Source organism: Rhodococcus sp. ACPA4 (assembly GCF_002300185.1).
Lineage (GTDB): Bacteria > Actinomycetota > Actinomycetes > Mycobacteriales > Mycobacteriaceae > Rhodococcus_F > Rhodococcus_F globerula.
In genome coordinates this window covers 1,816,394-1,842,641 of sequence record NZ_NSDY01000001.1, presented here as the reverse complement: position 1 = coordinate 1,842,641, position 26,248 = coordinate 1,816,394, and the positions used below count along the sequence as shown (strand labels likewise).

The window sequence follows — 26,248 nt, the reverse complement described above, 5'->3', positions numbered from 1 at the left end:
CTTGATTGGCCGCGGGAGGTTAATCAAGGCGCACAGCGAAGAGGTCAGCCGTTGACTGAAATGTCCTCGAGGACCGAGATCATCGTGCGAACCGGAACACCCGTGCCGCCCTTACCCGTGTAACCCCACGGGCCGGAGGTGTTGTAGGCCGGGCCGGCAACGTCGATGTGCGCCCACTGCACGCCCTCGGGAACAAATTCCTTCAGGTAGTGAGCTGCCGCGAGCATGCCGCCCCAACGGTGCGGAGTGACGTTCGCCATGTCGGCAACCTTGGAATCGAGATCGCCGCGCAGTTCCTCCGGCAGCGGCATCGCCCAGGCGTTCTCGCCGATGCTCTGCGAGATGGATGCAACACGGTCGCGGAAGTCGTCGGTTCCCATGACACCGGGAGTGCGGTTGCCGAGGGCGACCATCTGCGCACCGGTCAGCGTGGCGGTGTCGATCATGTAGTCGGGGTTGTCTTCGCCGGCGCGAACCATGGCGTCGGCGAGGACCAAGCGGCCCTCCGCGTCGGTGTTGATGACCTCGACGGTGATTCCGCCGTACTGCGTCAGCACGTCGCCGGGACGCTGGGCGGTGGCCGACGGCATGTTCTCCGCCATCGGGATGTAGGCGACGACGTTGACGGGCAGGCCGAGCTTCGCGGCGAGAACCACGGTCGCGATGACGGCCGCTGCGCCGCCCATGTCGGAGGTCATGTTCTCCATGCCTGCGGCCGGCTTGATGGAGATTCCGCCGGTGTCGAACGTGATGCCCTTGCCGACGAGCGCGACCTTGGACGCGCCGCGCTTCTTCGACGCGTACTCCATCCGGACGAGACGAGGCTGTCGTGACGATCCCTTGCCCACGCCGAGGATTCCGCCGTAGCCGCCCTTGGCGAGTGCCTTCTCGTCCAGAATCTGGACCGTCAGACCGGCCTCGATGCCGAGTGCCTTGGCGCGGTCCGCGAACTCCGCCGGGTAGAGGTGGCTGGGGGGAGTGTTGACGAATTCGCGTGCGGTTGCGACTGCCTCGGCGATAGCGGCCGAACGAGTCAGGGTTGCTTTGGTTTCCTTGGCGCGCGGCGACGGGACAAGAAGTTCGACGCGGGCGAGGGGTTGCGCGTCGGGTCCGGGCGCGGACTTCGACGACTTGAATTCGGTGAAGGTGTACGCGCCGAGCGCAAAGCCTTCGACTGCGGCGGCGAGGTCGAGGACGGACAGCGTCGTCGCTGCTGTGTCGATTCCCGATAGTGCGCGTGCAGCGGCGCCGGCCGACTTACGGATCTGCTCGCTGCCCAGCTTCTCAGCCGAACCGAGGCCGACGGCGAGAACGCTGACCACGGGGAGATCGCTCGGCGCGGGGATTCGAGTGAGCTGCTCCGGCTTGCCCGTTGCGCCGACGGCGATGAGGCTGTCGAGTACTTCGGCCAGAACATCCTCGTCGACGATGCCTTCGCTGAGTGCGAGTTCGGGGCCGTCGGGACCCGATGTGAGACCGACCACCAATACGTCGGCGCGCTTGCCGAGCTTTCCGGCGAGAACCAGGTCGGGTCCCAATGATCGGGCTGTGCGAGTGCTCAAGATGTCTCCTGCGTGGTGAGTGTGCGATGCGTCCGGTTCGGGCGGACGCCTGAGTTGATGGTAGGCCCAGAGCCCCCGGTGCGTGTCTGCGGCGAACATGTTTCGGTGACGGAAGTCCGATAGGTTGTGGGCCATGACCGACGAACAACTCTTGCAGGGTCCGATCCACGCTGTGCACGTCGAACTGGGTGCGACGTTTGCCCCGTTCGGTGGCTGGCAGATGCCGGTGTCGTACGCCGGCGTAGTAGCCGAACACACTTCTGTCCGTGAGAATGTCGGCCTGTTCGACGTCAGTCACCTGGGCAAGGCCGTGGTGCGCGGTGCCGGTGCTGCGGAGTTCGTGAACTCGGCGCTGACCAACGATTTGGGCAAGATCGGTCCGGGCAAGGCGCAATACACCTTGTGCTGCAACGAGTCCGGTGGAGTTATCGACGATTTGATCGTCTACTACGTCAGTGACGAGGAGATCTTCCTCGTGCCGAATGCGGCAAACACGGCAGATGTTGTTGCCGCAATGGTGGCGCTCGCGCCGGACGGAATCACCGTCGAAGATCAGCATCGTGAATACGGCGTGTTGGCCGTGCAGGGTCCGAAGTCGGTTGACGTTCTGACTGCGCTGGGCTTGCCTACCGACATCGAGTACATGGCGTTCGAGGACGCTACGTGGAATGGTGTTCCGGTTCGCGTGTGCCGCAGTGGCTACACGGGCGAGGTCGGTTACGAACTTCTGCCGCGCTGGGCCGACAGCGAGCCGCTGTTCCGCGCGCTTCTCGAGGTTGTCGAAGCTCAGGGTGGGCAGGCCGCTGGGCTCGGCGCGCGCGACACCCTGCGTACCGAAATGGGCTATCCGCTGCACGGGCATGAGCTTTCGCTCGAAATCTCACCCCTCGAAGCTCGCTGCGGATGGGCTGTCGGCTGGAAGAAGCCCACGTTCTGGGGCAAGGAGACCCTGGTCGACGAGAAGGCGGCAGGCCCGGCGCGCAAGTTGTGGGGAATCAAGGCACTCGATCGTGGTGTGCTGCGTGCGGGGCTGAGCGTTCTGCGCGACGGCGAACCCGTCGGGGAGACCACGTCCGGAACGTTCTCGCCGACGCTCAAGGTCGGAATTGCGTTGGCGCTCCTCGATTCCGGTGTGGGAATCGCGGCCGGTGACGAGATCGAGGTCGACGTCCGCGGACGTGCGCTGCGGTGTGTTGTCGTGTCGCCGCCGTTTGTGGAGACCAGCACCAAGTAAGGGGATTGTGCGCGTTCGATAGGATTGCCGCCATGACTGGTGCCGCCAATTTCGTTCGTGTCCAGAGCTCGACCCCGAAGTCCGACGCCGAGCGCCGCGACATCTTGGCGGCGCCCGGTTTCGGGAAGTACTTCACCGATCACATGGTCTCCATCGATTACGCCGAGGGTAAGGGCTGGCATAACGGTCAGGTGTTGCCGTATGGAAACATCGAGCTCGACCCTGCGGCGATGGTCCTGCACTACGGTCAGGCCATCTTCGAAGGGCTCAAGGCTTACCGCCAGCCGAGCGGCGACATCAGCTCCTTCCGCGTCGAGGCCAACGCCGAGCGGTTCGGGGCTTCGGCCCGTCGCCTCGCGATGCCCGAGTTTCCGACCGAGATGTTCGTGGACTCCATCACCGAGCTGGTCGACGTCGACATCGAGTGGGTTCCGGCAGCGGGCGGCGAAGACGCCTTGTACCTGCGTCCGTTCATGTTCTCGACCGAAGCCGGCCTCGGTGTGCGTCCCGCCAAGGAATACCGCTACCTGCTGATCGCATCACCTGCCGGCGCGTACTTCCCGCGTGGCGTCAAACCGGTCAGTGTGTGGCTGTCCACTGAATACGTGCGCGCTGCGCCCGGCGGAACGGGCGCTGCCAAGTTCGCAGGCAACTACGCAGCTTCACTCCTGGCCCAGGCTCAGGCTGCTGACGAAGGCTGCGACCAGGTGGTGTGGCTCGACGCCATCGAGCGCACGTATGTCGAGGAAATGGGAGGCATGAATCTGTTCTTCGTCTTCGGTTCCGGCCCCGATGCTCGCCTTGTCACTCCGTCGCTCTCGGGTTCGTTGTTGCCCGGTATCACCCGTAACTCACTGCTGACACTGGCAGCCGATTCGGGCTTTGCCGTCGAAGAGCGCAAGATCAGCACCGACGAGTGGCGCACCAAGTGTAAGAGCGGCGAGATTACCGAGGTATTCGCTTGCGGCACAGCGGCAGTCATCACGCCGGTCGGTCGCGTCAAGTCCGCCGAGGGTGAATTCACCATCGCCGACGGTGAGCCCGGCGAGGTCACCATGGCGCTGCGCGACACCCTCACCGGCATTCAGCGTGGCACGTTTGCCGACACCCACGGCTGGATGACCAAGCTTCACTAGTTCATTGCTCGCGCGGCGAGACGGCTTCATTGCTCGCGCGGCGAGACGACGGCAGAAGAAACGCCGTAATCTCGTCGCGCGCAGCGATCGTTCAGATTCCGAGAGTTAGCCCGACGGCAGTGATCGTGACCGTCAATTCCAGTGCAAATCCCAGAACATCACCGTTGAGGCCACCGAACCGGCGGACGCAATGACGCACGCAGACAACGCTGATCAGTAGCGCAACGGCGGCGACAAGTGGTCCGAGCCACCATCGGTCTGTCACCAGAACCGACGCGGCAAGCAGGGGAGCGGTCCAGGCGGCAGCCGCCCACCACGGTTGCGAATCGGCAACCAGCGCACCGAATCCGGTAGTGCTCGACGCGGGAATCCCTCGGCGGCAGGCAAAAACGACGGCAACTCGTCCCGCGGCGACGGCGACAACCACGCCTGCCCACTGGGTGGGAGAGTCCGCTGCAGCCAAAACGCCGAACGATACTGCTTGCAGCCCAAGGAATATGAACAGCGCGGCCACCCCGAACGGCCCCGCGCCGCCACTGTGCATGACCTCTCGTGCACGCTCAGGGGGGCCGTAGCACCCCAAGCCGTCGACGGTATCGGTGAGGCCGTCGACGTGCATGCCGCGGGTTCCCAGTGCGAGCGCACCCACGGTCACAATGCCCGCTAGGTACGGGTTGAGGCCGATACTGGTCGCGCCCCACAAGATTGCGACCGCAAAGACTCCGAGCGCGATCCCGGTGAGGGGCGCGGCCGCGATAGCGCGCCGGCCAGCGGTGCGGTTGATGTCCGACGGACCGCGTACCGGCAGTACCGTCAGCCAGGAAAATGCCAGTGGCACACCGGAAAGCGCGCCGGCCATGGTCAGTCCGCCGTGTCTGTCTTGGTGAGCTCGACCGCCTCGGGTTCGGCGGTGGGTTTGCTGCCCTCGGTGCTCACGCCCGCTTCGCTGAACGTAGCCATCTTCGCAAGGATGGCCACCGCACCCTGCAGGATCGGCAGCGCTGTCACCGCGCCGGAGCCTTCGCCGAGTCGCATGTCGAATTCGACGATCGGGGTCAATCCCATGCGCGTCAAGGCAATGGTGTGTGCTGGTTCGGTGGAGCGGTGTCCGGCCACCCACCAGTCCCGGGCACCGAAAGCCAACTCGTCCGCAGCCATGGCCGCAGCGGTCACGACAACACCGTCGAGGATGACGGGAGTGCGACGCGACGCTGCCTGGGCGAGGAAGCCGGCCATCGCGGCAAGATCTGCGCCGGAAACTGTTCGTAGCAGTGCGACTGTATCGCGGACGTGCGGCCGGGCGCGGCGCAGTGCGTCGCGGATGGCTGCGGTCTTGCGGATCCAGCCTGCGTCGTCGATGCCGGTGCCGCGGCCGACTGCTGCGACGGGCTCTGTGTCTGTCAGTGCCGCGATCAGTACCGTGGCGGGCGTCGTGTTGCCGATGCCCATGTCGCCGGCAATGAGAAGGTCTGCGCCCCCGTCGATTTCCTCGTCGGCAATAGCTCGGCCGGCTGCGATGGCCTGCAGAGTTTCGTCGTGGGTGAGGGCGTCTTCGCGATCGATAGAACCGGAGGAACGGCGCACCTTGTAGTTCGAGACCGCAGGATCGGTATCCACTTCCACCGCGATGTCGACAACGCGCACGGTTGCGCCGGCAACCTCGGCGAGTACGTTCACCGCTGCGCCGCCGCCGAGGAAGTTGGCAACCATCTGCGCGGTAACTTCAGGTGGATAGGCAGATACGCCGTTGCGGGCGATGCCGTGGTCGCCCGCGAACACGACCACGCGGGGACGGGCGAAAGCATGTGGGGGACAAACACCTTGGCAGGCTGCAGCCCAGCCGGCCAGTGCTTCCAGCCGGCCAAGCGATCCGGCGGGCTTGGTGAGGTCGAGCTGGCGAGCATCGGCGAGCGCCCGAACGTCGCGATCCGGCGGAGTAACCGGCTCGAACTCCGCGTTACTGACAGCCGCGTTACTGACAGCCGCGCTACTGGTGGAGTTCGCTTCGGTGCTCACTTCGTGCCTTCCGGTTGTGCAACAGTAAATTTCACGCTGAGGGCTCTTTCAAGACGAGTGGTAGTCCTGCGACCACCAGCACAACACGATCGCACACCGCTGCGACGCGGGCATTGAGCGAGCCGATTTCGTCGCGGAACAACCGGCCCGATCGGGTTTCCGGAATGACTGCCAAGCCGACTTCCGGGCTGACCAGGACCAGTGATCCGCGGTAGTCGCGCACACTCTCGATCAGCGCATCGACCGCGGGCGTGATGGTGCCGCGCGGTGCATCCCAGGCACCGCGTCGATCGAACTCGCCGGTCAGCCAGGTACCAAGATCATCGACCAGGGTATCCGTCGAATTGTCGTTGCGGAGCGTGCGCTCGAGATCGCCATCAGCCGCAGTTTCGACGGTCGACCAGTGAGCCGGTCGCCGGACGCGGTGCTGGTCGATGCGGCTTTCCCAGTCGGTGTCGGTGTGGTCGCGCCGGGCTGTGGCGACGTAGCGAACCGGCGATCCGGGAGAAAACAAAGCCTCGGCGTGCGCGGACTTACCAGACCGCGCGCCGCCGAGGACCAGAGTTCTGACAGGGTTCGACACGCTCAGATTGCGTCGCCGGGTCCCACGCGAGGCTTCGGTGCGCGAAGTTTGCGGATCTGCGACGCGCGGACAAACGCGTACCAGCCGAGCTTGAACCCTCCGTCGGTGCTCTCGGGGAAGCGCTCCGCGACGCGGTTGTTGATCATGCGTCCGAGCCAGATGCCTTCACCGACCATGAACAGCATCATCACGAGCATGGCGAGCGTGACAATCGCCTGCAGCTGCGGCGTCACGAACATCGTCATGATCAGGACGAGGGCCAGTGGCATGAACAGGCCGACGAGGTTGCGGCGGGCGTCGATGAAATCGCGAACGTACGCGCGGACGGGTCCCTTGTCGCGGGGGAGGAGGTACTTGTCCTCACCGGCGAGCATGCGCGCGCGACGGTCTGCCGACGATGCACGGCGCTCGGCAGCTTCGACCTTGCGCTCCTCCTTGGAGCCGCGTGTCGCTTTTCGGCGTGCGCGGGCTTCCTTGGACGTCAGCGGAGCGGGCGCGACCGGTCCGCGCTTCTTGGCTTCGGCGTCGCGACGCTTGGGTGTGGGGCGACCCTTGCCCACCTGCTCGGTGGACGCCTCGTCAGAGGCTGAGGACGCCTCAGTGACCTCGACGTCATTTTTGTCGGAGTTGTCTGAGTCACCGCGGCGTAGCAATTTCACCCCTCCAGGCTATTGGATAAGTGCGTCCTCTGGGAAACCGACCTCGGTATTTCTGCCGATTGTGAAACATCGGCGACACCGACCGCCCCTACACTTCGCCCATGCGGGTAATTGTTGCTCCTGACTCCTTCGGTGACACCTTGACTGCTACCGCCGCCGCACACGCGATTTCCGACGGTTGGGGACGGGCGCGATCCGGCGACGAGATCATCTGCGCACCACAGTCCGACGGTGGCCCCGGATTTGTCGATGCACTGGCAGTTTCTGGTGGTGAGATCCGGAATGCGCATGTCTCCGGCCCACTGACCACTCCGGTTGATGCACGTTGGCTCCTCGACTCGGACACCGCATACATCGAGTCCGCTCAGGCCTGTGGACTTGCCCTACTCGGCGGCCCGCCAACCAGGGAGAGTGCACTCGCGGCGCACAGCCGTGGTGTCGGAGACTTGATCGTCGAAGCCCTGGACGCGGGTGCGACGAAGATCGTGATCGGCCTCGGTGGGAGTTGTTGCACAGACGGTGGACGCGGGCTTGTCGACGCATTGGGCGGGGTGCAGGCTGCCCGCGCCGCACTCCGAGGCGTCGAACTGGTCGCTGCCACCGACGTCGAGAACCCGCTATTGGGCGAGATCGGCGCGGCCGAGGTGTTCGGACCGCAAAAAGGAGCAGACGGCAGTGCTGTCGAGATCCTGGAACAACGGAACCGGGAGTGGGCGTCGACGCTGGGGAGTGGAGCCGGCCGATCCGTGGCGGAGCTGCCCGGTGCGGGTGCGGCCGGAGGAATCGGCGCCGCGCTCTTCGCTCTGGGCGGTGACCGCCGCTCCGGTGCGGAAGTGGTGGCGGAGCGGACACGTCAGGCGGAACTTCTCGAGTCCGCCGACCTGGTCATCACCGGCGAAGGAAAATTCGACAGTCAGTCACTGCGCGGAAAACTGGTCACATCCCTCGCCGCCGCAAGTGCGTCGTACGGCGTCCCGACGCTGGTTCTGGCGGGTCAGGTCGAACTCTCGGCGTCCGACTACGAGAGGTTCGGGATAGTCGGCGCGGAATCCGTCACCGACTTCGCCGGATCGATCGAGGACGCTATGCGCGACGCATCGATCCACCTGCGCGGACTGGCCGAAGAGACAGCGCGCGAGTGGACCATCTGGCGACGCGGGTGAACGCTGCCGAGGCGTCGTTGCCGACGGGCGTGGAAAGGTTAGGATGAAGACGAATCGCACACGGTAGTGAACTGGCGGGAATAAGTCGGCAGAGGCGTACCGTTGAAGCGTTCACGGGTTGGTATGAACATTAGGGAGAGCCCATGACTGTGCAGAACGAGACCGCCACCCACGGCGTCACGATGACCGAGTCCGCGTCCGCGAAGGCGAAGGCACTCTTCGATCAGGAAGGTCGCGACGACCTCGCGCTGCGTATTGCAGTGCAGCCGGGCGGCTGTGCCGGACTGAAGTACCAGCTGTTCTTCGACGACCGGAGCCTCGACGGCGACCTCACCGTCAACTTCAACGGAGTCAACCTGGTTGTCGACCGGATGAGTGCCCCGTACGTCGAAGGTGCATCCATCGACTTCCTCGACACCATCGAGCAGCAGGGCTTCTCGATCGACAACCCCAACGCCACGGGCTCATGCGCCTGCGGCGACTCGTTCAACTGAGTCGAGTCGATCACAATTTCAGACATAACAACTGACGCGGAACCGGCAATCGGTTCCGCGTCAGTTGTATGAATTCTTCATTCAACGTCCACTCACTTTCGCTGAAAGGCCTCGATCCGTGACTATTGCGGTAACCGGTTCCATTGCCACCGACCATCTGATGCGTTTCCCCGGCCGCTTCGCGGATCAGCTGCTCGCCGACCAGCTTGCGCATATCTCGCTCAGCTTCCTGGTGGACGACCTCGTGATTCGTCGCGGTGGAGTCGGTGGAAACATCGCGTACGCGATGGGTGTTCTCGGTGGATCGCCGCTGCTGGTCGGCGCGGTGGGCGCCGACTTCGCCGAGTACCGCACCTGGCTCGAGGACAACGGCGTCGATTGCAGCGCGGTCCGGATCTCCGACAAGGCGCACACTGCGCGTTTTGTGTGCACCACGGACGAGGACATGGCCCAGATCGCCTCGTTCTACCCCGGAGCGATGAGCGAAGCCCGTGAAATCGATCTCGCGTCGGTAGCCAAGACGGCCGGTGCCCTCGATCTGGTTCTGATCGGTGCAAACGATCCCGAGGCCATGGTCCGCCACACCGACGAATGCCGCGAGCTCGGAATTCCGTTTGCCGCCGATCCGTCGCAGCAGCTTGCACGCCTGTCGGGAGAGGAAGCCAAGGCACTCATCCACGGTGCCAAGTATCTCTTCACCAACGAATACGAGTGGGGACTCCTCCAGCAGAAGACGGGCCTGAGCGAGGAGGAGATTCGCGCACAGGTGGGTATCCGCGTCACGACGCTCGGCTCGAAGGGCGTCGAAATTGTTGACGCCGAGGGTAATTGGGTACGCGTCGACGTGGTGCCCGAAACCGGCAAGGTTGATCCGACTGGTGTCGGCGACGCCTTCCGTGCAGGTTTCCTGCTTGCCCACGGCGCGGGTCTGAGCTTCGAGCGCGCCGCGCAGTTGGGTTCACTCGTGGCTGTGCTGGTCCTCGAGACCGTCGGAACGCAGGAGTGGGTCTTCAATCGCGACGAGGCGCTCAAGCGTCTCACCGACGCCTACGGCAGCGCCGCCGCAGACGAGATCGCAACGATTCTTCCCTAGGGGGCTACGCCCCCTGTGCGCCTTTCCGGTAGTGCGAACTACCAGAAAGGCGCACAGGGCCGAAGGCCCTAGATGTTGACCGGGTACACCGGTTCCTGGATCTGCGGAACAATCCGCTTCTCCACGAAGATTCCGTGCCACACCATGAAGGTCAGCACGGTCCACAGACGACGGCTGTGATCGGAAACGCCGTCGCGGTGGTCGTTGAGCATCTTCACGACCGCTGCCTTGTCGAAGATGTGATCGGTGCCGGACTCGGCAATCTGCAGATGTGCCCAGTCGAACAGTTCGGTTCCGCGCAGCCAGTGGCGCAGCGGTACGGGGAATCCGAGCTTCGCGCGATGCAGAACATGATGCGGCACAATGCCTTCGAGGGCCTGACGCAGCGCGTACTTCGTGGTGTCCTTGGTGATCTTCTGATCCAACGGCACCCGCGATGCGACGTCGAACACCTCGTTGTCGAGGAACGGCACTCGCAGTTCGAGTGAGTTCGCCATCGTGACCTTGTCAGCCTTGACGAGGATGTCGCCGCGAAGCCAGGTGAACAGGTCCAGGTGCTGCATACGGGCAACCGGATCCCAATCGCGAGACTGCGCGTAGATCGGCGCTGTGACGTCCTGATGCGTCCACTCCGGGCGGAAATCGCGCAGAACGGCGCGCAACTGGGCGTCGTTGAAGCTGCGCGCGTTGCCGTAGTACCGCTCTTCGAGGGTCAGCGAACCGCGGTTGAGCAGGCTCTTGCCGCGCGTGCCATCCGGGATTCGCTCGGACAACTTGCCGGCCGCCCGGCGCAACCCCTTGGGGAGGTACTCGAAAGGCTTCAGCGACAACGGTTCACGGTAGATCGTGTATCCGCCGAACAGTTCGTCCGCGCCCTCGCCGGACAGTACGACCTTGACGTGCTTGCGCGCTTCCTTCGCGATGAACCACAGGGGGATCAACGCGGGGTCCGCGACGGGGTCGTCGAGATACCAGACGATTTCGGGGATCGCGGCAGCGAACTCGGCGGGGGAGACCACCTTCACGATGTGCTTTGCGCCGATCGCGGCGGCCGACTCGGCCGCCACGTCGACCTCCGAGTAGCCCTCGCGCTCGAAACCGGTGGTGAAGGTGATGAGGTTCGGGTTGTGGCGCATGGCGAGCGCGGCGATCGCGGTGGAGTCGATACCGCCGGACAGGAACGAACCGACGGTCACGTCGGCACGCATGTGCTTGGCGACGGAGTCCTCGAGCGCCTCGGCGATTTCCTGGTAGCGAGCCTTCTCCGTGCCCGGCGCAAACGGCTTGGCCGGGAACTTGGGCGTGAAGTATCGCGTGATCTGCGGCTGCTCGCCCGGACGCACCCGCGCGAAACTGCCGGATTCGAGCCGACGAATCTCCTTGTGCAGCGTTTCCGGCTCCGGAACGTACTGCAGGACCGTGTAGTGCTCGATCGCACGCGGATCCAATTCGGTGCCGATTCCGATCAGATCGGTCAACTCGAGCAGGCTCTTCTTCTCACTGCCGAACGCCGTGCCGCCGGTGCCCGTCGCGATGAACAGCGGCTTGATGCCGAAGGGGTCGCGAGCGATGAACAGCTCGCGCGTGTCGGTATCCCAGATCGCGAATGCAAACATTCCGCGAAGGCGTCGTACCGCGTCCTCGCCCCAGTAGTGGAACGCGGCGACGATGGCTTCGGAGTCGCCTTCGGTGAAGAACTTCGCGTCGTGATCCTTCGCGAGCTCCGCGCGGATCTCGAGGTAGTTGTAGATCTCACCGTTGAACGTCAGGGCATAACGCTCCGGATTCTCCGGCGGGCCCCAGCGCAGCGGCTGATGCGAGTGCGCGATGTCGATGATCGACAACCGATTGAAACCGAACACGAGATGGTCGTCGTGCCACGTCCCCTGTTCGTCGGGTCCGCGGTGACGCAGGCAGTGCAGTGCCTGGTCGACCTGTGCGACGGCGTCGTCGCTGGTTCCGCCAGATGTCAGTAGCCCGAGCAGTCCACACACAGCGTCCGGTTCCTCGATTCAGAATTTTTTATTGCAGAAGGCTCCCGGACGTAAGCATCGGGGAGAGGTCAACGAACTCTTCCTGGAAAGTATGCCGCAGATCCGTCTCTGCGCCGATCACAGACGAACGAATCGCAGTGATGTAGGTCGCTGATGATGCCTGACCTGTTCCTGAGCTGCGCCTGAGAGATTTGTGTGACGTCCGACGCGACACGGTGAAGGACCCGGGGATGGATACCGCCCACCTTTGGTCTACGCTGCGTAGTAATTGGGCCTTCCATTCGAGGTGCCCTAGTTGAATTTTGCGGCGATCAGGAAGGCGTGAACGTGGCGCAAGGTCGGATCCTTCGGCGAGCTGGGCTGGCAGTATCTTTGGGCATTGCTGCCTTGCTGCTGTCGGGTTGCTCCATCGACAATGAAGTGCTTCGTTTCGGGTGGCCCTCGGGCATCACTCCTGAAGCGACGCGCATGCGAGAACTGTGGACGTGGTCGGTTGTCGCCGCCCTCTTCATGGGTGTGCTGGTGTGGGGACTGGTCTTCTGGGCAGTTATCTTCCACCGTAAGAAGAAGGACTCACCGGAGTTCCCGCGTCAGACGGCATACAACGTGCCGCTCGAACTCGGTTACACGGCAGTTCCGTTTGTGATCATCGCGGTTCTGTTCTACTTCACCGTTGTCGTCCAGAACCATGTTCTCGAGCGCACGGAGAACCCGGACGTCGTCGTCGACGTCACTGCGTTCCAGTGGAACTGGAAGTTCGGTTACCGCTCCATCGAGTTCGGTGACGGTACCGCCAAGTACAACGGCATCGATCTCGAAGCCGAAGAGGCAGCCAAGGCCGAGGGCGCGACTGTCGACGCCCACGGCGAAGAGGTTCCCGGCCCGATCCACGGAAACAGCGTCCAGGATCTGAGCTACCTGCACTACGACAAGATCGAGACCGTCGGAACCAGCTCCGAGATCCCGATTCTCGTTCTTCCGACCGGTAAGCGCATCCAGTTCGAACTGGCCTCCTCCGACGTGATTCACGCGTTCTGGGTTCCCGAGTTCCTGTTCAAGCGCGACGTGATGCCGAACCCCAAGGAAAACCACTCCGACAACATCTTCCAGATCAGTGAGATCGAGAAGGAAGGCGCATTTGTCGGGCGCTGCGCCGAAATGTGCGGCACGTTCCACGCGATGATGAACTTCGAGGTCCGTGCGGTTTCGCCCGAGGACTTCGCCAAGTACATCGAACTGCGCAAGGGTGACGATCAGGGCAACGGCGGTCTGAGCACCGCTGAGGCATTGTCGGCAATCGGTCAGTCGCCGGTGGCTACGTCGACCACGCCGTTCAACACCGACCGCGAGTACCGTCAGGCAACAGTCGCCACCGCAGGCAACTGAGCCGGCCAGCCTCCTCACTGAACAAGGACAAGTGCTGATATGAAGATCGAAGCCAAGCTCTTCGAGATCCTGACGCTGTTTTTCATCCTCGTCGCGATCATCTACGGTGTGTTCACCGCTCTGTCCCGTACGGGAATCGAGTGGGCCGGACTCACGGCCATCGTTCTGTCTGCGGGCCTGACGCTCATCGTCGGAACCTACTTCCGCTTTGTCGCCCGTCGTCTGGACACTCGTCCCGAGGACTACGACGACGCTGAAATCTCGGATGGTTCAGGCGAGTTGGGCTTCTTCAGCCCCGGTAGCTTCTGGCCCATGCTGCTGGCTGCTTCGGCTGCCATTGCCGCGGTGTCACTGGCGTACTTCCAGCCCTGGATGATCGTGGTTGGAGTTGTCCTCATCATCGCGACCGCAGCCGGTCTGGTGTTCGAGTACCACGTCGGACCTGAGAAGCACTAGCACAAACGCTATCGACAAAGAGGCGCCGAACCCTTCGCGGGGTTCGGCGCCTCTTGCGTTGGGGCGGGGGAGCGCAAGAGATCGCGTCGTCCTCTGCGACACTCGACACATGATCCTCGAACATGCACTGCTCCAGGTTGATCCGGCTCTGTCCGAAGAATTCGAGAAGGCGTTCGGTACAGCAAAGTCCATCATCTCCGCGGTGCCCGGCTTTATCCGTCTGCATCTCTCGCACTGCGTGGAATCGCCGCAGCAGTACCTACTGCTCGTGGAGTGGGAGAGCCTCGAAGCGCACACGGTGGGCTTCCGGCAGTCCGACGGCTACCAGCGGTGGCGCGAGCTTCTCCATCACTTCTACGACCCTTTCCCGGTTGTCGAGCACTACGAGACGGTGGTCGAGGAAGGGTCCCCGACATGAACCGAACTACCGAACTGGCAGAATTCCTCGACATCGCCTTACGTGGTCGGATCGAGAGCGTCGCCGAGCTTGCCGAAGTGACGGGCGGTTCGATGGATACGACCGAAAAGACAGTGGCGCGGCTCGAAGAGTTCGGATTCCTTTCTGTCGCAGACGGCGTCATCACCTACCGACGCCCCGACGCCACCGTCGCCGATGTCACGCAGCACATCCTGGCCGGTGTGGCGCACGACCTCGAGTCCGGTATTGCCAGGACACAAGGGATACTCCAATCGCTTCCCAAGTTGTTGCAGGCCTGGGAGCACGGTGACTCCGATGTCCACGGTCTGCCCATCGACGTGATGCACGGGCCGTTTGCCGCCCCGGACATGTACAAAATTCAGGCTTCACGTTCGAAGCCCGTCGCGTCGTACGCATGTATGCCTGACACAGTGCCTCTGTACACGGTGCTGGCCGAGAAGAAGCCGGGCTCGTACTGGGAGGAAAACGGCGGTCCCAACCACGACATCCGTCTGATCGTCAGCACAGTCGACGCGAACACCGAGTTGGGGCGCAATCAGATCACGCATGAAATCAACGCAGGCTCCCAAGTTCGGATGCACCCGAATCCACCGAGCTTCTTCTGGATACTCGATCACACGAGTGTCGGAATCCCCTTCACTTGGGGAGAAGCGTGGCCGAGCAGCATGATGTCCATCCAGTCCCCGACACTGGCGGGCATCATGACTTGGATCTACCACCGGGTGTGGGAGGAAGCAGTACCGGTCGCGGACCACGGTCATTCGTGGGAGAACCCGTGGGATCCGATATTGAAACTGATGAATTCAGGTTTGACGATGGAATCCGCTTCAATTGCCCTGGGATTGACTCCTAGGACGGGCAGGCGTCGGGTCGCCGACGCCATGCGTCATTACGGTGTGTCCAGTCAATTCTCACTCGGCGCTGCCTGGAGTGCCTCGCGCGGACACTAGCGCACGAAAAAGACACGGTCGCCGCAACCTCTCTTTCGAGAGTGTTGCGGCGACCGTGTCTTTTTCGTGTTGCTGCTGACGATCTAGTGGAGTTCTCCAGTGGAATCGTCGGCCTTGCCGTTGCCACTGCCATTGCCGTGGATGCGGTTCTGGTAGTCGAGCAGAATCTGAAGCTGCTCATGCTCACCGGCATGCTGTGCGGCTTCGAGAGCTGCGCTCTCCTCCACCGGGTCTGCCTTGGTGAGGCTGCCGGTGCCGGGCTTGCCGGCCAGGCCGAGCTTGTTCATCTTCTTCGGAACAGCTGCACCCTGGTACTCGAGGGGGATCGGGTGACCGTGATCGTCGACGGGTCCGAGCGGCTGGTGGATTTCGATGTACTGGCCGTTCGGCATCCGCTTGATGATGCCGGTTTCGATACCGTGCTCGAGCACTGCACGGTCACTGCGCTGCAAGCCGATGCAGAAGCGGTACGTCACGAAGTACGCGAGCGGCGGAAGCACGATCATGCCGATGCGGCCGATCCACGTCATTGCGTTCAACGAGATATGCAGGTGGTACGCGATGATGTCGTTGATGCACGAGATCGTCAGGACCGCGTAGAACGCGATAGCCATTGCACCGATTGCGGTACGAACCGGAACGTCGCGGGGACGCTGCAGGATGTTGTGGTGAGCGTCGTCTCCGGTGAGGCGCTTCTCGATCCACGGGTACGCGAACAGCATGGCGAAGACGAGGCCCATGATCAGGGCGACGGCAAACACTGCGGGGATCGTGTACCGGTCGAACAGGTAGATCTCCCAGGCGGGCCACAGTCGTGCGAGGCCGTCCGTCCACATCATGTAAATGTCAGGCTGAGAACCAGCGGAGACCTGAGATGGGTTGTACGGGCCGATGTTCCACACGGGGTTGATCTGGAACAGACCACCGAGCAGTGCAAGCACGCCGAACGTGATGGCGAAGAATGCGCCACCCTTCATGGCGAAGACCGGAAGGATGCGAACGCCGACGACGTTCTCTTCGGTACGGCCGGGGCCGGGGAACTGCGTGTGCTTCTGGTACCAGACCAGTGCGAGGTGGCCGGCGATCAGCGCGAGGATGATGCCAGGGAAGAGCAACACGTGAGCGACGTAGAGACGCGGGATGATGAGGTCGCCGGGGAAGTCACCGTCGAAGATCATCCAGTGCATCCAGGTGCCTACCACCGGGATACTCATCGTGATACCACCGAACGCGGCGCGGAGGCCGGTGCCGGAGAGCAGGTCGTCAGGAATGGTGTAACCGAAGAAGCCTTCGAACATCGCCAGGACCAGCAGCAAGCAGCCGATGACCCAGTTAGCTTCACGCGGGCGTCGGAACGCACCGGTGAAGAAGATACGTGCGAGGTGCACGATGATCGACGCGGCGAACATCAATGCGGCCCAGTGGTGAATCTGGCGTACGAAGAGACCGCCGCGAACCTCGAACGAGATGTTCAGGGTGGTCTCGTATGCGCGTGACATCGTCACACCACGAAGAGGCTGGTATGCGCCCTGGTAGGTGACGTGCGCCATCGACGGATCGAAGAACAGCGTCAGGAACACACCCGAGATGAGCAGGATCAGGAAGCTGTACAGCGCGATCTCGCCGAGCATGAAGGACCAGTGCGTCGGGAAGACCTTGTTGATCTGACGACGCATACCCGCTGCGAGGTGGTAGCGCGAGTCCATTGCCTCCGCTTGACCTGCTGCAGCAGCGGCGATCTTTGTCGGTTTTGTGGTGGTTGTGGTCACGGTCGACGCTCCCAAAATGCCGGGCCGAGTGCTTCGATGAAGTCACCGTCGGCGACTAGGAAGCCCTCTTCGTTCACTGTAATAGGCAACTGCGGAAGTGCGCGAGCAGCGGGACCGAAAATCGGCTTGCCGTACTGCAGTGCATCGAACTGCGACTGGTGGCAGGGGCAGAGAATACGGTTGCTCTGCTGTTCGTAGAGCGAGGTGGGGCAACCAAGGTGCGTGCAGATCTTCGAGTAGGCGAAGTAATCGCCGTAGTTGAAGCTCTCCTGGCCCTTGCGCTTGGTGACCCGCTCGGTGTCTTCCGTACGCAGACGGATGAGCATGACCGAGTTGCGGATGCCGCGCAGCGCAGCGAGCAATGCGTGCTCGTCACCACGATCGGATTCACGGAACGGGAAGACCGTTTCCATGGAGCCGGCGTCGAGGTCCTCCGGGCGGACGAGAACGATGTCCTCGGGGCGTCCGGTGTCACGACGAAGGTAGATGGTCTCGCCGGGGTAGTTCGGGGTCCAGCCGGACACCCAGAGCGGAGATTCGTCGCCCTTGGCCCACGGGTTCTTGATGAGGCCGCCGAGAGGCATGATCATCATGACGCCGAGTGCGCCACCACCGAACATCAAGCTGCGCTTGATGGCCTTGCGGCGGGGGAAGGTGGACGTCTCCAACGTGTCACTGAGTTCGGCGACGATCGTCCGGCGGTCAACCTCAGCGGATCCACCGTCGTGGCGGTCCTGGATGGACACCTCTTCGGGGATGAACTTCTTGGTGAACTGGACCGCACCGATTCCGACACCGAGGATCGCGAGACCCATGGTCAGACCGATCAACGGTGTGTACAGGCTGTACTTGCCGTAGTTCTCGTCACCGGCGCCGGCGTACTGCCAGGGCCAGAACAAGTAGATCGCGATGAATGCGATCGCCGAGACGCCGGCGAGGCCGAACCAGAACGCAACATTCCGCTCGGCGCGCTTCTCTGCCTTGGTGCCTTCGACGGCCCAGCGGTCGCGACGGTAGACAACGTCGACACCGTCGAGATTGGTGCCCAGGGTGACCAACTCGTCGCGAGTCATCGCTTCGAGTTCCTCATCCGTGTACTTCTTTGGCGTATCGCCGCCCTGCTGGCCAGCGTCGCTCATGACCTTGCTCCGATCCACAATGCTGCACCAACGACAGCGACGATTCCGGCGGCCCACATGAAGAGACCTTCAGAGGCCGGACCGATGCCGCCGAGACCGTAACCACCGGGGTTCTTGGCCTCTCCGGACGACTTCACGTAGGCGATGATGTCTTTCTTTTCCTCGATCGAGAGCTGACGATCGGAGAACTTCGGCATGTTCTGGGGGCCGGTGACCATAGCGGCATAGATCTGCTGCTCGTTGGCGGGGTCCAGGACCGGTGCGTACTTGCCCGAGGACAGTGCGCCACCGCGGCCGGTGAAGTTGTGGCAAGACGCGCAGTTCAGGCGGAACAGTTCGCTGCCTCGGCCGATGTCGCCACCGCGAAGCGAGGACTGAGCGATTTCGCCGTTCTCGTCACGAATGAGCGTCGGGCCGCCACCGTTGGCCTGGATGAAAGCACCCAGGGCATCGGTCTGTGCAGCGTCGAACTTGGGGTCCTTGCGCTGAGCCTGTGCCTCGTTGCGTGCTGCAGGCATACGACCGGTCGAAACCTGGAAGTACACTGCCGCCTCGCCGACACCGATCAGGCTGGGACCGCGGTCCGCGACACCCTGAAGGTTGGCTCCGTGGCACGTGATGCACGACGTGTCGTACAACTGCTTGCCTTCACGGATAAGCGCGGCTGAATCGTCGCTTGCAGTAGCGACCTGCGGAGCGGGTGTCAGTGCCGAGGCGAGGAAACCTGCGCTGATCAATCCCATCATCAGTACGAGCGCTCCGGTGACACGCCGGCGGATCTTCCGCTGGCGACGCGTCTTCGCGGCGGTCGCTGTTGTATCGGATGTGGGAGGGGGGGATGAACTCATCTGTATCCCTTTGGTATGTCGGGACGGACTGGACGTCAGGGGCTGCCTGTGGCGTTCAGCTGATTAACGGATGAAATAAATCGTTGCGAACAGCGCGATCCACACGATGTCAACGAAGTGCCAGTAATACGAAACGACGATCGCTGCGGTTGCCTGAGCCGGCGTGAACTTGCTGACTCGGGTGCGTGCGATCAAGAAAACGAAGGCGATGAGACCGCCGATGACATGCATGCCGTGGAAACCGGTGGTCATGTAGAACACCGAGCCGTAGACACTGCTGGCGATTGTGGTGCCCTCATGCACGAGGTGGTAGTACTCGTAGCCCTGGCCGGCGACGAAGAACGCCCCCATGACCAAAGTGATGGTGTACCAACGTCGAAGTCCGAAGACGTCGCCCCGCTCGGCCGCGAACACGCCCATCTGGCAGGTGAATGAGGATGCGATCAGCACCAACGTCACCGGTACAGCCAAATAAAGGTTCAATTCGGTAGGCTCCGGCGGCCAATTGCCCTCCGGTGCCTGCGCCCGTGCCACGAAGTACATGGCGAAGAGCCCTGCGAAAAACATGAGCTCACTGGACAACCACACGATGGTGCCAACGCTGACCATATTCGGCCGGTTCAGCGAGTGCACGCGTTGGGTGATTGCCGATCCTGAAGTCCCTACTGCGCTCGTCACAGACAGAAGTATGACGCTTCGTCGTAAGAGACGGCCACTCGGGTCCGTCATCGGCGCGTCGTAAGGCTCGAGTTCGCGATTTCGGTCGGCGTACGCGCAGGTGGCGACACTTTGAATATGCTGACGCGATGGCAGCTACACACCAGAGTAGACGTTGGTACCTGAGAATTTTCAGCAGAAAAGTTTCGCCTCCGCTGGATCCGTCTAGAGCCGACCTCGAGATCGTCGCCGAAGGTTTCGACGACGTGGAATCGTGCTCGACCGCTTTGGAGCGAGGGGCCTCCGCGCCGCCTCGTTGGCGACCGGATTCGGAGGCGGTGCTGCGCCACCATCTCGACCTTCCGGAGGCGGCACTCGGAGAGGCCGAGTCGATCGTCGCTCAGGACGGATATCGGCGCTCGGTGACAGCCGCGGATAGCGCGTCGAGCGATGGCAACGGTGTGGTTCGGGTGGTGTTCGAACGCGTCCAGCTTCTGGACGCGCTGCACTGCTCGCAGGAGCGATCGCGGATGGCAGGTTTGGCTCAACGGTTGGGTGGGTCAGTCGCGGGATGGGACGCGCTGCAGCCGGGGGATGCGGCGCAGTCAGGCCCGGGCAAGGGCCGGCGATCAGTGTGAGCGGACCGATTCGCGACCGCCGCACGGTGACTGACTACGCTACGTATGTCAGATACATCGCGATTTGATTCGACTGAACATTTCGACTGAACATAGGGGACCGAAGTAGATGGCCGGCACCGACGCAACCAACGCTGTGAACTCCGATTCGAGCGGTGTAGTGCGGTCCTGGCCGATGATTCTCGGTCAGCTCACCGATGGTTCCGATTTGTCGAGCGACGATTCCCGTTGGGCGATGAGCGAAATCATGTCCGACAACGCAAGTTCGGCGCAGATCGCCGCCTTTGGTGTCGGGTTGAAGATGAAGGGCGAGACACCAGCAGAGTTGCAGGGCCTTGCCGACGCGATGCTCGAACACGCTAAAGCGGTGCCGGTCGATTCCGATGTGGTCGACATCGTCGGAACCGGCGGCGACCGCTCCAACACCGTCAACATCTCGACCATGGCTTCGATTGTGGTGGCCGCCTCGGGAATTCGAGTGGTCAAGCACGGCAACCGGGCAGCATCGTCGAAGAGTGGCGGCGCCGATGTGCTCGAAGCACTGGGTGTTCGGATCAATCTGGGCCCGGAAGACGTGGCTCGGTGCGTAGACGAGGTCGGAATCGGTTTCTGCTTTGCGCCCGTATTTCACCCGGCCCTGCGATTTGCGGCAGTGCCACGGAAGGAAATCGGCATCCCGACGGCCTTCAACGTGCTCGGGCCCTTGACCAATCCAGCTCGGCCGCGTGCCGGATTGATCGGGTGTGCCTTCCCGAAGCTGATCTCCGTTGTTGCGGGAGTTCTTGCGCAGCGCGGTAATTCGGCATTGGTCGTTCGCGGCGACGACGGACTCGACGAACTGACGACATCCACGACGTCGACGGTGTACATCGTTGCCGACGGAGCGGTTCGAACCGTCACACTGGATCCGCGAGATCTGGGTATCGCTCGGGTACCACTGGACGAATTGCGAGGCGGCGACGCGGACGTGAACGCTCAGGTCGCGCGCACCCTGCTGTCCGGTCAGCCTGGCCCCGTCCGGGACGCGGTGCTACTCAACGCGGGCGCGGCGATCGCGGCCTTCAACGGAGTCGGTGACGACCTGGAAGGTGCGATTGCCGCGGGAATGGCCTCGGCCGCTGTCGCAATCGACAGCGGCGCAGCTGCGGAACTGCTGCGGAGGTGGGCGTCGCTCACCACCGCGCTGACCGAAGGCGCCTGAGAGTCATTCGCCGAGCGAGAACCCAGCTTCGACGTCGGCGCTGGAGAAGGACTGGAACGCAATGTGAGTGGCGGTTCGCGTCACTCCGGGAACCTTGTTGATCCGGCCGGTGATGACCTCTGCGATCTGGGCGTGGTCACGGACCCGGACTACCGCGATCAGGTCGACGTCGCCTGCGCAGGAGTACACCTCGCTGACTCCGGGGATGTCGGCGACGGCCTGAGCAGTCTCCGGGATTCGGGCCGATTCGGCGTGAATCATGACGATCGCATTGATCATGTCGCTCCTCTGGTTGCGCGGTGCTGTGCTGTGGTCGAGCTTATGTCCTCGCGTCGCCGCGCCCATTCCAGGCATCACGATGGTTCTCTGCACGCTCGGATTCGTTTCCAGCCTTGGCGAGGTGGCACCAGTCTTCCCACCGCCCTACGCCGCACGCCGGCTCGGTGTAGCCCGATGTAGCGGAGACGATCCTGATTCCGTCCGATCCGAGCCAGCGGACGACGAGCGCCAGTTCCTCCGGGGGCGCTCCGCGCAGCGGTGTGTTGTCGGGAAGTGCGGTTTCGGCCGATGCGACGAGGGCGTCGACCACGGGCATCGGGTGAGTCCCGGCTCGGGCAAGGCCGGCCGAGGCGAGCCTGCCGGCGCGGATCACGGCTAATTCCCAGCCGCCTTCCGGCGCGGGGCGCGCCAGTACCAACTGATCGATGGCGGCGACGGCGGCGAGCTTTTGAGTGCGTCGTACTGCTACTGCAACTGCGGCAGTTCGGTCGCGCAGTCTGGCCGCGTTCTCGAACAGTGCGGTGGCAGCGAGTTGCTCGATGCGCGCTTTCATTCGTTGAAGCGGCATGTCGTGCACGCCGGCGAAGAACTCCCGAACGTCGGCGACTGACACCGCATAGCGCTCCGCGGTGTCATCTCGGGCTGCCGGGCACGAGCCCAGTTCGCGTGCGGGGCAGGCAGGCCCGTGCACGGCGCCAAGAGGTATCCGCTTGGTGCAGGTACGCAGCCCGGTGAACTCGCACACGGTCTCTGCAATCTCCTGCGCGCTCGCGCGGGACGTGAACGGTCCGATCGAGTGCGGCGTCGGGCTACGCACCACGGATAGCCGGGGGAAGGCCTCGTCTGTGAGAACGATCCACCATCCGCGTTTGGGAAACTTGGAGCGGCGGTTGTACGGCGGAGTGTGTGCCACGAGGAGTCGGAGTTCGCGTACTCCGGCCTCCAGGGCGTGAGCACACTCCACATGATCGACCCGGGTGGCAAGGGCCACCATCTCCTTCATGCGCCCACGCGTCTCGGAACCGGTGAAGTAGCCCCGGACGCGGCGGCGCAGGTCCACTGCCGTCCCTATGTACAGCGCTTCGTCGGACGGGCCGCGAAAGAGGTAGACGCCCGGCCTTCGGGGGAGGTCTGCGGCGAAGGAGCGTTTGGCGCGTTGATGAGCCGAGATGTTGGGGAGATAGTCGATCAGCTCGCTGTAACTGTGTACGCCTTGGTTGCCGACCCGATCTATCAGGCCGTGGAGCACGTCGACGGTGGCTCTGGCGTCGTCGAGCGCTCGGTGCGTCGGTTGGGTGGAGACGCGGAACAGATGCGCGAGCGCAGAGAGCTTGACCGAGGGTGCTTCGTCGCGGGTCAGGACACGCCTGGCGAGTTTGACGGTGCAGAGAACCTGGAACGGTGGCCAAGGCCGGGCCGTGCGGGAAGCTGCCGCCTTGAGGAATCCGATGTCGAAGGGCGCGTTGTGGGCAACGAGTACGGAACCCTTCGCGAACTCGAGGAACGCGGGTAGAACGCGATCGATGCGCGGAGCGTTGATCAGCATGGCATCGGTGATGCCGGTCAGTTCGACGATGTACGGCGGGATCGACCGCCCGGGATCGACCAGAGTTGCCATCTCGCCGAGCACCTGGCCACCGCGAATCTTGACGGCACCGATCTCGGTGATCGAATCGTTGTCCGCGCTTCCGCCGGTGGTCTCGAGGTCGACGACTACAAACGTCGTCTCGCTGAGCGGAGTGTCCAGCTCGTCGAACGACAGTTGACGGCCGATATCCGGATCGGCGTCAACGGCGGCCTTGACAGCGTCGGCATGACTCACAGCGCAAGACAGTAGAGGGAGGGGCCGACAGGAATCGGTCGCTTCGGCGCAAGGACCAAGAGAAGTTGAATTCGGGACTAACGGGCATCGCACGCACCCCGGCATTTGGTCGCCCGTGACCTAAAAGAGACGAGCGTCACAGTTGGGCGATTTTCGAGGTGCGTCGGCGCCTTCGGTGTCGCACTCGGGTGGAGTGGATCTGGCTGCGTTGCCTGGCGTGTGCCGACTCGTAATCCACCTCGGGCGAAAAGGGGCCTACCGGTACGTAACTGGTGCTGATCTGGGGTAAGTCACGGATTGCCGGGCCGGATCGAATCGGGTCGACTCACGAGAAATGGTTCACGACGTTACGGAAACCGGACGTATCGTTATCCCGCTGTGACCGTTTTGGCGTATCGAGCGCGACTGCGCGGAAATTCGGATGAATCGCACGCGAAATTGGCGATGCGGTCGACATCGCCGCGATCATTTCGTAATCTTCCTGAGACCTAACGAAGTCTTGCCGGGCCACAAAGGACCGGCTTCGTCAGGAACCGCCTAATCGGGATCTCCGCGAGGAACCCGAACCGGGAACCCAAGTTTCACTGGGGTGAATCCCGCCTGGGGCGTAGCAAGCGTCATCGCTACGGACCACGCGGGTAGGGCTGATCTTCCCAGCCCGAACCCGTCAGCTAACTCGGTCGGCGGACGAATGGAAGAAATGGAGCACCCCTTAAGTGGCGTCACAAAGTTTGAAGCGTTCGGCAACACTGGTTGTCGCCGGCGCACTTGCAGCCGGAGCCTTTGCTACAACCGCTGCGCCTGCCTCGGCAGACCCCATCACCATCCCCGGTGTCGGTACGTTCGACATCCCGGGCGTCTCGATCCCCGAACTTCCCGTTATCCCCGGTGTCACGGACAACCCCGCGTTTGCGCCGATTGCACAGGCTGCACCCGCCGCTCCCATCTCCACCCTTGGTGAGCAGGCTGTTCGCGCCGCAGAGAGCAAGCTGGGCGCCCCGTACGTGTACGGCGCGGCAGGCCCGGACGCGTTCGACTGCTCCGGTCTGATCCAGTGGGCTTACAAGCAGGCCGGCCTCAACATCCCCCGCACGAGCTACGACCAGGCTGCAGCCGGTGTCGCAGTTGCGCAGTCCGATCTCCGCGTCGGCGACGTCATCTCCTTCTACGGCGGATCGCACTCGGGTATCTACGCGGGCAACGGAAATGTCATCCATGCTTCGACCGCGGGTCAGCCCGTGAAGCTGGCACCCGTGTCGTCCATGCCGTACGACGGTGCTCGCCGCTTCTGATCCGGTGTCACTGATCGGGTACCTGTGAAGGTCGACCTGATCCACTGGAAAAGGGGCAGTTCCACTCTGTGCAGATGTGGGCCTCGAATCAACTGATTCGAGGCCCACATCTGTTTATCCGGGTGAGTTCCGGGCGTTCCGAGGGGTTCACACTCGCTTCGCTCCCGTTACACCTACCGGCGAGTAGACACAAACGTATGCCATTCCGTAACCTTATCGAGACATTAGGTGCCGTCGGCAGGTAGTGTGGGTAGTTGACATCCAGCTAACAGATCCTGACGGGCATCGGCAGGCATCACAAAAACTGAGACGGAGAGTCGCGTTCCGTGGTTTCATCTAGATCGTTTTCATCGAGAAAGTACAGCCGGGTCCGCATCGCGCTCACAACAGGCGTATTGGCAGTTGGGCTTGTCGCGTTGCCATCGATGCCGGCGGCCGCCGACCCGGTGATCACGAATCCCACCGAGGCACTCGAGAAGCTCGGCGAACTCGCCCGAGTGTCCGAGCAGACCAACGAGGCTTTGCACAACGCGCAGATCGATCTCGATGCAAAGACGTCCGTGCAGCTCGACGCTGAAGCTCGACTTGTCGAGGATCAGGGACGCTACGACGCGGCAAAGGCCAAGGTCGCCGAGGTTGCGCCGGCTGTGAATCGAATTGCTACGGCCAATTATCAGGGCGCGCGGACCAATCGGCTCTTTGCCTTGATGGTCAGCGATTCACCGCAGCAGCTGCTCGATCAGATGTCTGCACTCGATGTCATCTCCAACGACGCGGCGGTGCAGGTCCGCCAGTTCAACGAAGCGACGCTCGACGCTCGCCAGGCAGCGGACTCGTCGCAACAATCCGCGGATGCTGCACGGGTTGCGGCCGATCAGGCGAAGGCGCTGAGCGACGATCTGCAGCGCAAGCAGAGCGAACTTCAGGCTCAGGTTGCCGAGGTGACCAAGGCGTTCGACGATCTGACCGAAGCCGAACGCGTGCAATTGAGTGGGTCGACATTTCCAGAGGGTGTCGACGCCAGCAAAATCCTGGCTAATCTGACTCCAGGGTCGGGCACCGCGGCACTACAGGCTGGTTTGACCCGCATCGGCGACCCGTACGTCTGGGGAGCTACCGGGCCCAACGAGTTCGATTGCTCCGGGCTCGTCGTGTGGTCGTACAAACAAATCGGTAAAACACTGCCGCGGTCCAGCCAGGCGCAGGCAGCGGGTGGTACGCCGATATCCCGTGACCAGTTGCAGCCGGGCGACATCGTCACGTTCTACAGCGACAATTCGCATGTCGGTATCTACGCCGGCGATGGCAACATCCTCCACGCGTCGACGTTCGGCGTACCGGTGAAGGTCGAGTCGATGGCAGGGATGCAGTTCTCGACTGCTCGCCGTTACTGACCAGCGCATCGTCACAAGTGGCTCGGCCGCTGCGACTGGGGGTC

General features: G+C 62.9%; 25 protein-coding genes and 1 riboswitch. Of the genes, 13 read left to right on the top strand and 12 right to left on the bottom strand.

What is annotated here, in order from left to right; all coding sequences use genetic code 11:
- Positions 1-44 precede the first annotated feature (44 nt).
- A complete protein-coding gene (locus CJ178_RS08315; RefSeq protein ID WP_095887895.1) occupies positions 45-1,562 on the bottom strand; it encodes a leucyl aminopeptidase in 1,518 nt (505 codons plus the stop codon).
- Between the two features lie 133 nt (positions 1,563-1,695).
- Here CJ178_RS08315 and gcvT point away from each other — a divergent pair, with 133 nt between their 5' ends.
- Together gcvT and CJ178_RS08305 are read left to right on the top strand one after the other, a co-directional pair.
- The gene (gene gcvT / locus CJ178_RS08310) at positions 1,696-2,796 is read left to right on the top strand and encodes a glycine cleavage system aminomethyltransferase GcvT (RefSeq protein ID WP_045070334.1); all 1,101 of its coding nucleotides are present in this window, start codon (positions 1,696-1,698) and stop codon (positions 2,794-2,796) included.
- A gap of 32 nt (positions 2,797-2,828) precedes the next feature.
- Positions 2,829-3,932: a branched-chain amino acid aminotransferase gene (locus tag CJ178_RS08305; protein WP_095886515.1), complete on the top strand. Its 1,104-nt coding sequence runs from the start codon at positions 2,829-2,831 to the stop codon at positions 3,930-3,932.
- Positions 3,933-4,023: 91 nt separating this feature from the next.
- Here CJ178_RS08305 and CJ178_RS08300 read toward each other — a convergent pair whose 3' ends face one another.
- Genes CJ178_RS08300 through CJ178_RS08285 form a run of 4 tightly spaced genes read right to left on the bottom strand, consistent with a single transcriptional unit; the run spans position 4,024 to position 7,190 of the window.
- Positions 4,024-4,791, bottom strand: a complete 768-nt coding sequence (locus CJ178_RS08300; RefSeq protein WP_033231040.1) for an adenosylcobinamide-GDP ribazoletransferase — start codon at positions 4,789-4,791, stop codon at positions 4,024-4,026.
- 2 nt (positions 4,792-4,793) lie between these two features.
- Positions 4,794-5,948: a nicotinate-nucleotide--dimethylbenzimidazole phosphoribosyltransferase gene (gene cobT, locus CJ178_RS08295; RefSeq protein ID WP_095886514.1), complete on the bottom strand. Its 1,155-nt coding sequence runs from the start codon at positions 5,946-5,948 to the stop codon at positions 4,794-4,796.
- Between the two features lie 31 nt (positions 5,949-5,979).
- A complete protein-coding gene (gene cobU / locus CJ178_RS08290) occupies positions 5,980-6,531 on the bottom strand; it encodes a bifunctional adenosylcobinamide kinase/adenosylcobinamide-phosphate guanylyltransferase (RefSeq protein ID WP_257013057.1) in 552 nt (183 codons plus the stop codon).
- Positions 6,532-6,533: 2 nt separating this feature from the next.
- Positions 6,534-7,190 (bottom strand): DUF3043 domain-containing protein, encoded by a 657-nt coding sequence (locus tag CJ178_RS08285; protein WP_045070330.1) that lies wholly within the window; start codon positions 7,188-7,190, stop codon positions 6,534-6,536.
- Between the two features lie 101 nt (positions 7,191-7,291).
- Here CJ178_RS08285 and CJ178_RS08280 point away from each other — a divergent pair, with 101 nt between their 5' ends.
- The 3 genes from CJ178_RS08280 to CJ178_RS08270 all read left to right on the top strand — a co-directional run bounded on the left by CJ178_RS08280 (position 7,292) and on the right by CJ178_RS08270 (position 9,940).
- The gene (locus tag CJ178_RS08280; RefSeq protein WP_095886513.1) at positions 7,292-8,353 is read left to right on the top strand and encodes a glycerate kinase family protein; all 1,062 of its coding nucleotides are present in this window, start codon (positions 7,292-7,294) and stop codon (positions 8,351-8,353) included.
- 143 nt (positions 8,354-8,496) lie between these two features.
- The gene (locus CJ178_RS08275) at positions 8,497-8,847 is read left to right on the top strand and encodes a HesB/IscA family protein (RefSeq protein WP_033231036.1); all 351 of its coding nucleotides are present in this window, start codon (positions 8,497-8,499) and stop codon (positions 8,845-8,847) included.
- 118 nt (positions 8,848-8,965) lie between these two features.
- The gene (locus tag CJ178_RS08270; protein WP_033231035.1) at positions 8,966-9,940 is read left to right on the top strand and encodes a carbohydrate kinase family protein; all 975 of its coding nucleotides are present in this window, start codon (positions 8,966-8,968) and stop codon (positions 9,938-9,940) included.
- Between the two features lie 68 nt (positions 9,941-10,008).
- Here CJ178_RS08270 and asnB read toward each other — a convergent pair whose 3' ends face one another.
- Complete coding sequence (gene asnB / locus CJ178_RS08265) at positions 10,009-11,934, bottom strand: asparagine synthase (glutamine-hydrolyzing) (RefSeq protein WP_045070326.1); 1,926 nt, start codon at positions 11,932-11,934, stop codon at positions 10,009-10,011.
- A gap of 321 nt (positions 11,935-12,255) precedes the next feature.
- Here asnB and ctaC point away from each other — a divergent pair, with 321 nt between their 5' ends.
- From ctaC to CJ178_RS08245, 4 genes are all read left to right on the top strand, one after another.
- Positions 12,256-13,320 carry an aa3-type cytochrome oxidase subunit II gene (gene ctaC, locus CJ178_RS08260; RefSeq protein WP_033231033.1) on the top strand — a complete coding sequence of 355 codons (1,065 nt, stop codon included), beginning with the start codon at positions 12,256-12,258 and terminating at the stop codon, positions 13,318-13,320.
- A gap of 39 nt (positions 13,321-13,359) precedes the next feature.
- Positions 13,360-13,776, top strand: a complete 417-nt coding sequence (locus CJ178_RS08255; protein WP_033231032.1) for a cytochrome c oxidase subunit 4 — start codon at positions 13,360-13,362, stop codon at positions 13,774-13,776.
- 109 nt (positions 13,777-13,885) lie between these two features.
- Positions 13,886-14,194 (top strand): antibiotic biosynthesis monooxygenase family protein, encoded by a 309-nt coding sequence (locus CJ178_RS08250; RefSeq protein ID WP_033231031.1) that lies wholly within the window; start codon positions 13,886-13,888, stop codon positions 14,192-14,194.
- On the top strand, positions 14,191-15,165 hold the full coding sequence (locus tag CJ178_RS08245; protein ID WP_033231030.1) for a helix-turn-helix transcriptional regulator: 975 nt from the start codon (positions 14,191-14,193) through the stop codon (positions 15,163-15,165). Before CJ178_RS08250 ends, CJ178_RS08245 begins: the two co-directional genes overlap by 4 nt.
- 83 nt (positions 15,166-15,248) lie before the next feature.
- Here CJ178_RS08245 and qcrB read toward each other — a convergent pair whose 3' ends face one another.
- The 4 genes from qcrB to ctaE form a co-directional block, all read right to left on the bottom strand.
- Positions 15,249-16,871, bottom strand: a complete 1,623-nt coding sequence (gene qcrB / locus CJ178_RS08240) for a cytochrome bc1 complex cytochrome b subunit (protein WP_204369004.1) — start codon at positions 16,869-16,871, stop codon at positions 15,249-15,251.
- Between the two features lie 59 nt (positions 16,872-16,930).
- Positions 16,931-18,073, bottom strand: a complete 1,143-nt coding sequence (qcrA, locus tag CJ178_RS08235; protein WP_033231028.1) for a cytochrome bc1 complex Rieske iron-sulfur subunit — start codon at positions 18,071-18,073, stop codon at positions 16,931-16,933.
- Entirely contained in the window at positions 18,070-18,921 is an 852-nt protein-coding gene (gene qcrC / locus CJ178_RS08230) for a cytochrome bc1 complex diheme cytochrome c subunit (RefSeq protein WP_080711563.1), read from the bottom strand. Before qcrC ends, qcrA begins: the two co-directional genes overlap by 4 nt.
- A gap of 63 nt (positions 18,922-18,984) precedes the next feature.
- Positions 18,985-19,599 carry an aa3-type cytochrome oxidase subunit III gene (ctaE, locus tag CJ178_RS08225; RefSeq protein ID WP_033231027.1) on the bottom strand — a complete coding sequence of 205 codons (615 nt, stop codon included), beginning with the start codon at positions 19,597-19,599 and terminating at the stop codon, positions 18,985-18,987.
- Positions 19,600-19,727: 128 nt separating this feature from the next.
- On the opposite strand from ctaE, the gene CJ178_RS08220 reads away from it, so the two are divergent.
- Together CJ178_RS08220 and trpD are read left to right on the top strand one after the other, a co-directional pair.
- Positions 19,728-20,216 carry a hypothetical protein gene (locus CJ178_RS08220; RefSeq protein ID WP_175393471.1) on the top strand — a complete coding sequence of 163 codons (489 nt, stop codon included), beginning with the start codon at positions 19,728-19,730 and terminating at the stop codon, positions 20,214-20,216.
- A gap of 109 nt (positions 20,217-20,325) precedes the next feature.
- Positions 20,326-21,417 (top strand): anthranilate phosphoribosyltransferase, encoded by a 1,092-nt coding sequence (gene trpD / locus CJ178_RS08215; protein ID WP_033231025.1) that lies wholly within the window; start codon positions 20,326-20,328, stop codon positions 21,415-21,417.
- Positions 21,418-21,420: 3 nt separating this feature from the next.
- On the opposite strand, the gene CJ178_RS08210 is transcribed toward trpD, so the two are convergent.
- Positions 21,421-21,696, bottom strand: a complete 276-nt coding sequence (locus CJ178_RS08210) for an Lrp/AsnC family transcriptional regulator (RefSeq protein WP_033231456.1) — start codon at positions 21,694-21,696, stop codon at positions 21,421-21,423.
- A gap of 40 nt (positions 21,697-21,736) precedes the next feature.
- Complete coding sequence (locus tag CJ178_RS08205) at positions 21,737-23,518, bottom strand: DEDD exonuclease domain-containing protein (protein ID WP_373557449.1); 1,782 nt, start codon at positions 23,516-23,518, stop codon at positions 21,737-21,739.
- Between the two features lie 524 nt (positions 23,519-24,042).
- Positions 24,043-24,220, top strand: a riboswitch (cyclic di-AMP (ydaO/yuaA leader).
- A gap of 14 nt (positions 24,221-24,234) precedes the next feature.
- Between CJ178_RS08205 and CJ178_RS08200 the strand changes: the two genes are divergently transcribed.
- Both CJ178_RS08200 and CJ178_RS08195 read left to right on the top strand, forming a co-directional pair.
- Positions 24,235-24,810 (top strand): C40 family peptidase, encoded by a 576-nt coding sequence (locus CJ178_RS08200; RefSeq protein ID WP_033231024.1) that lies wholly within the window; start codon positions 24,235-24,237, stop codon positions 24,808-24,810.
- Between the two features lie 425 nt (positions 24,811-25,235).
- Positions 25,236-26,204 (top strand): C40 family peptidase, encoded by a 969-nt coding sequence (locus CJ178_RS08195; protein WP_092800740.1) that lies wholly within the window; start codon positions 25,236-25,238, stop codon positions 26,202-26,204.
- Positions 26,205-26,248: the final 44 nt, after the last annotated feature.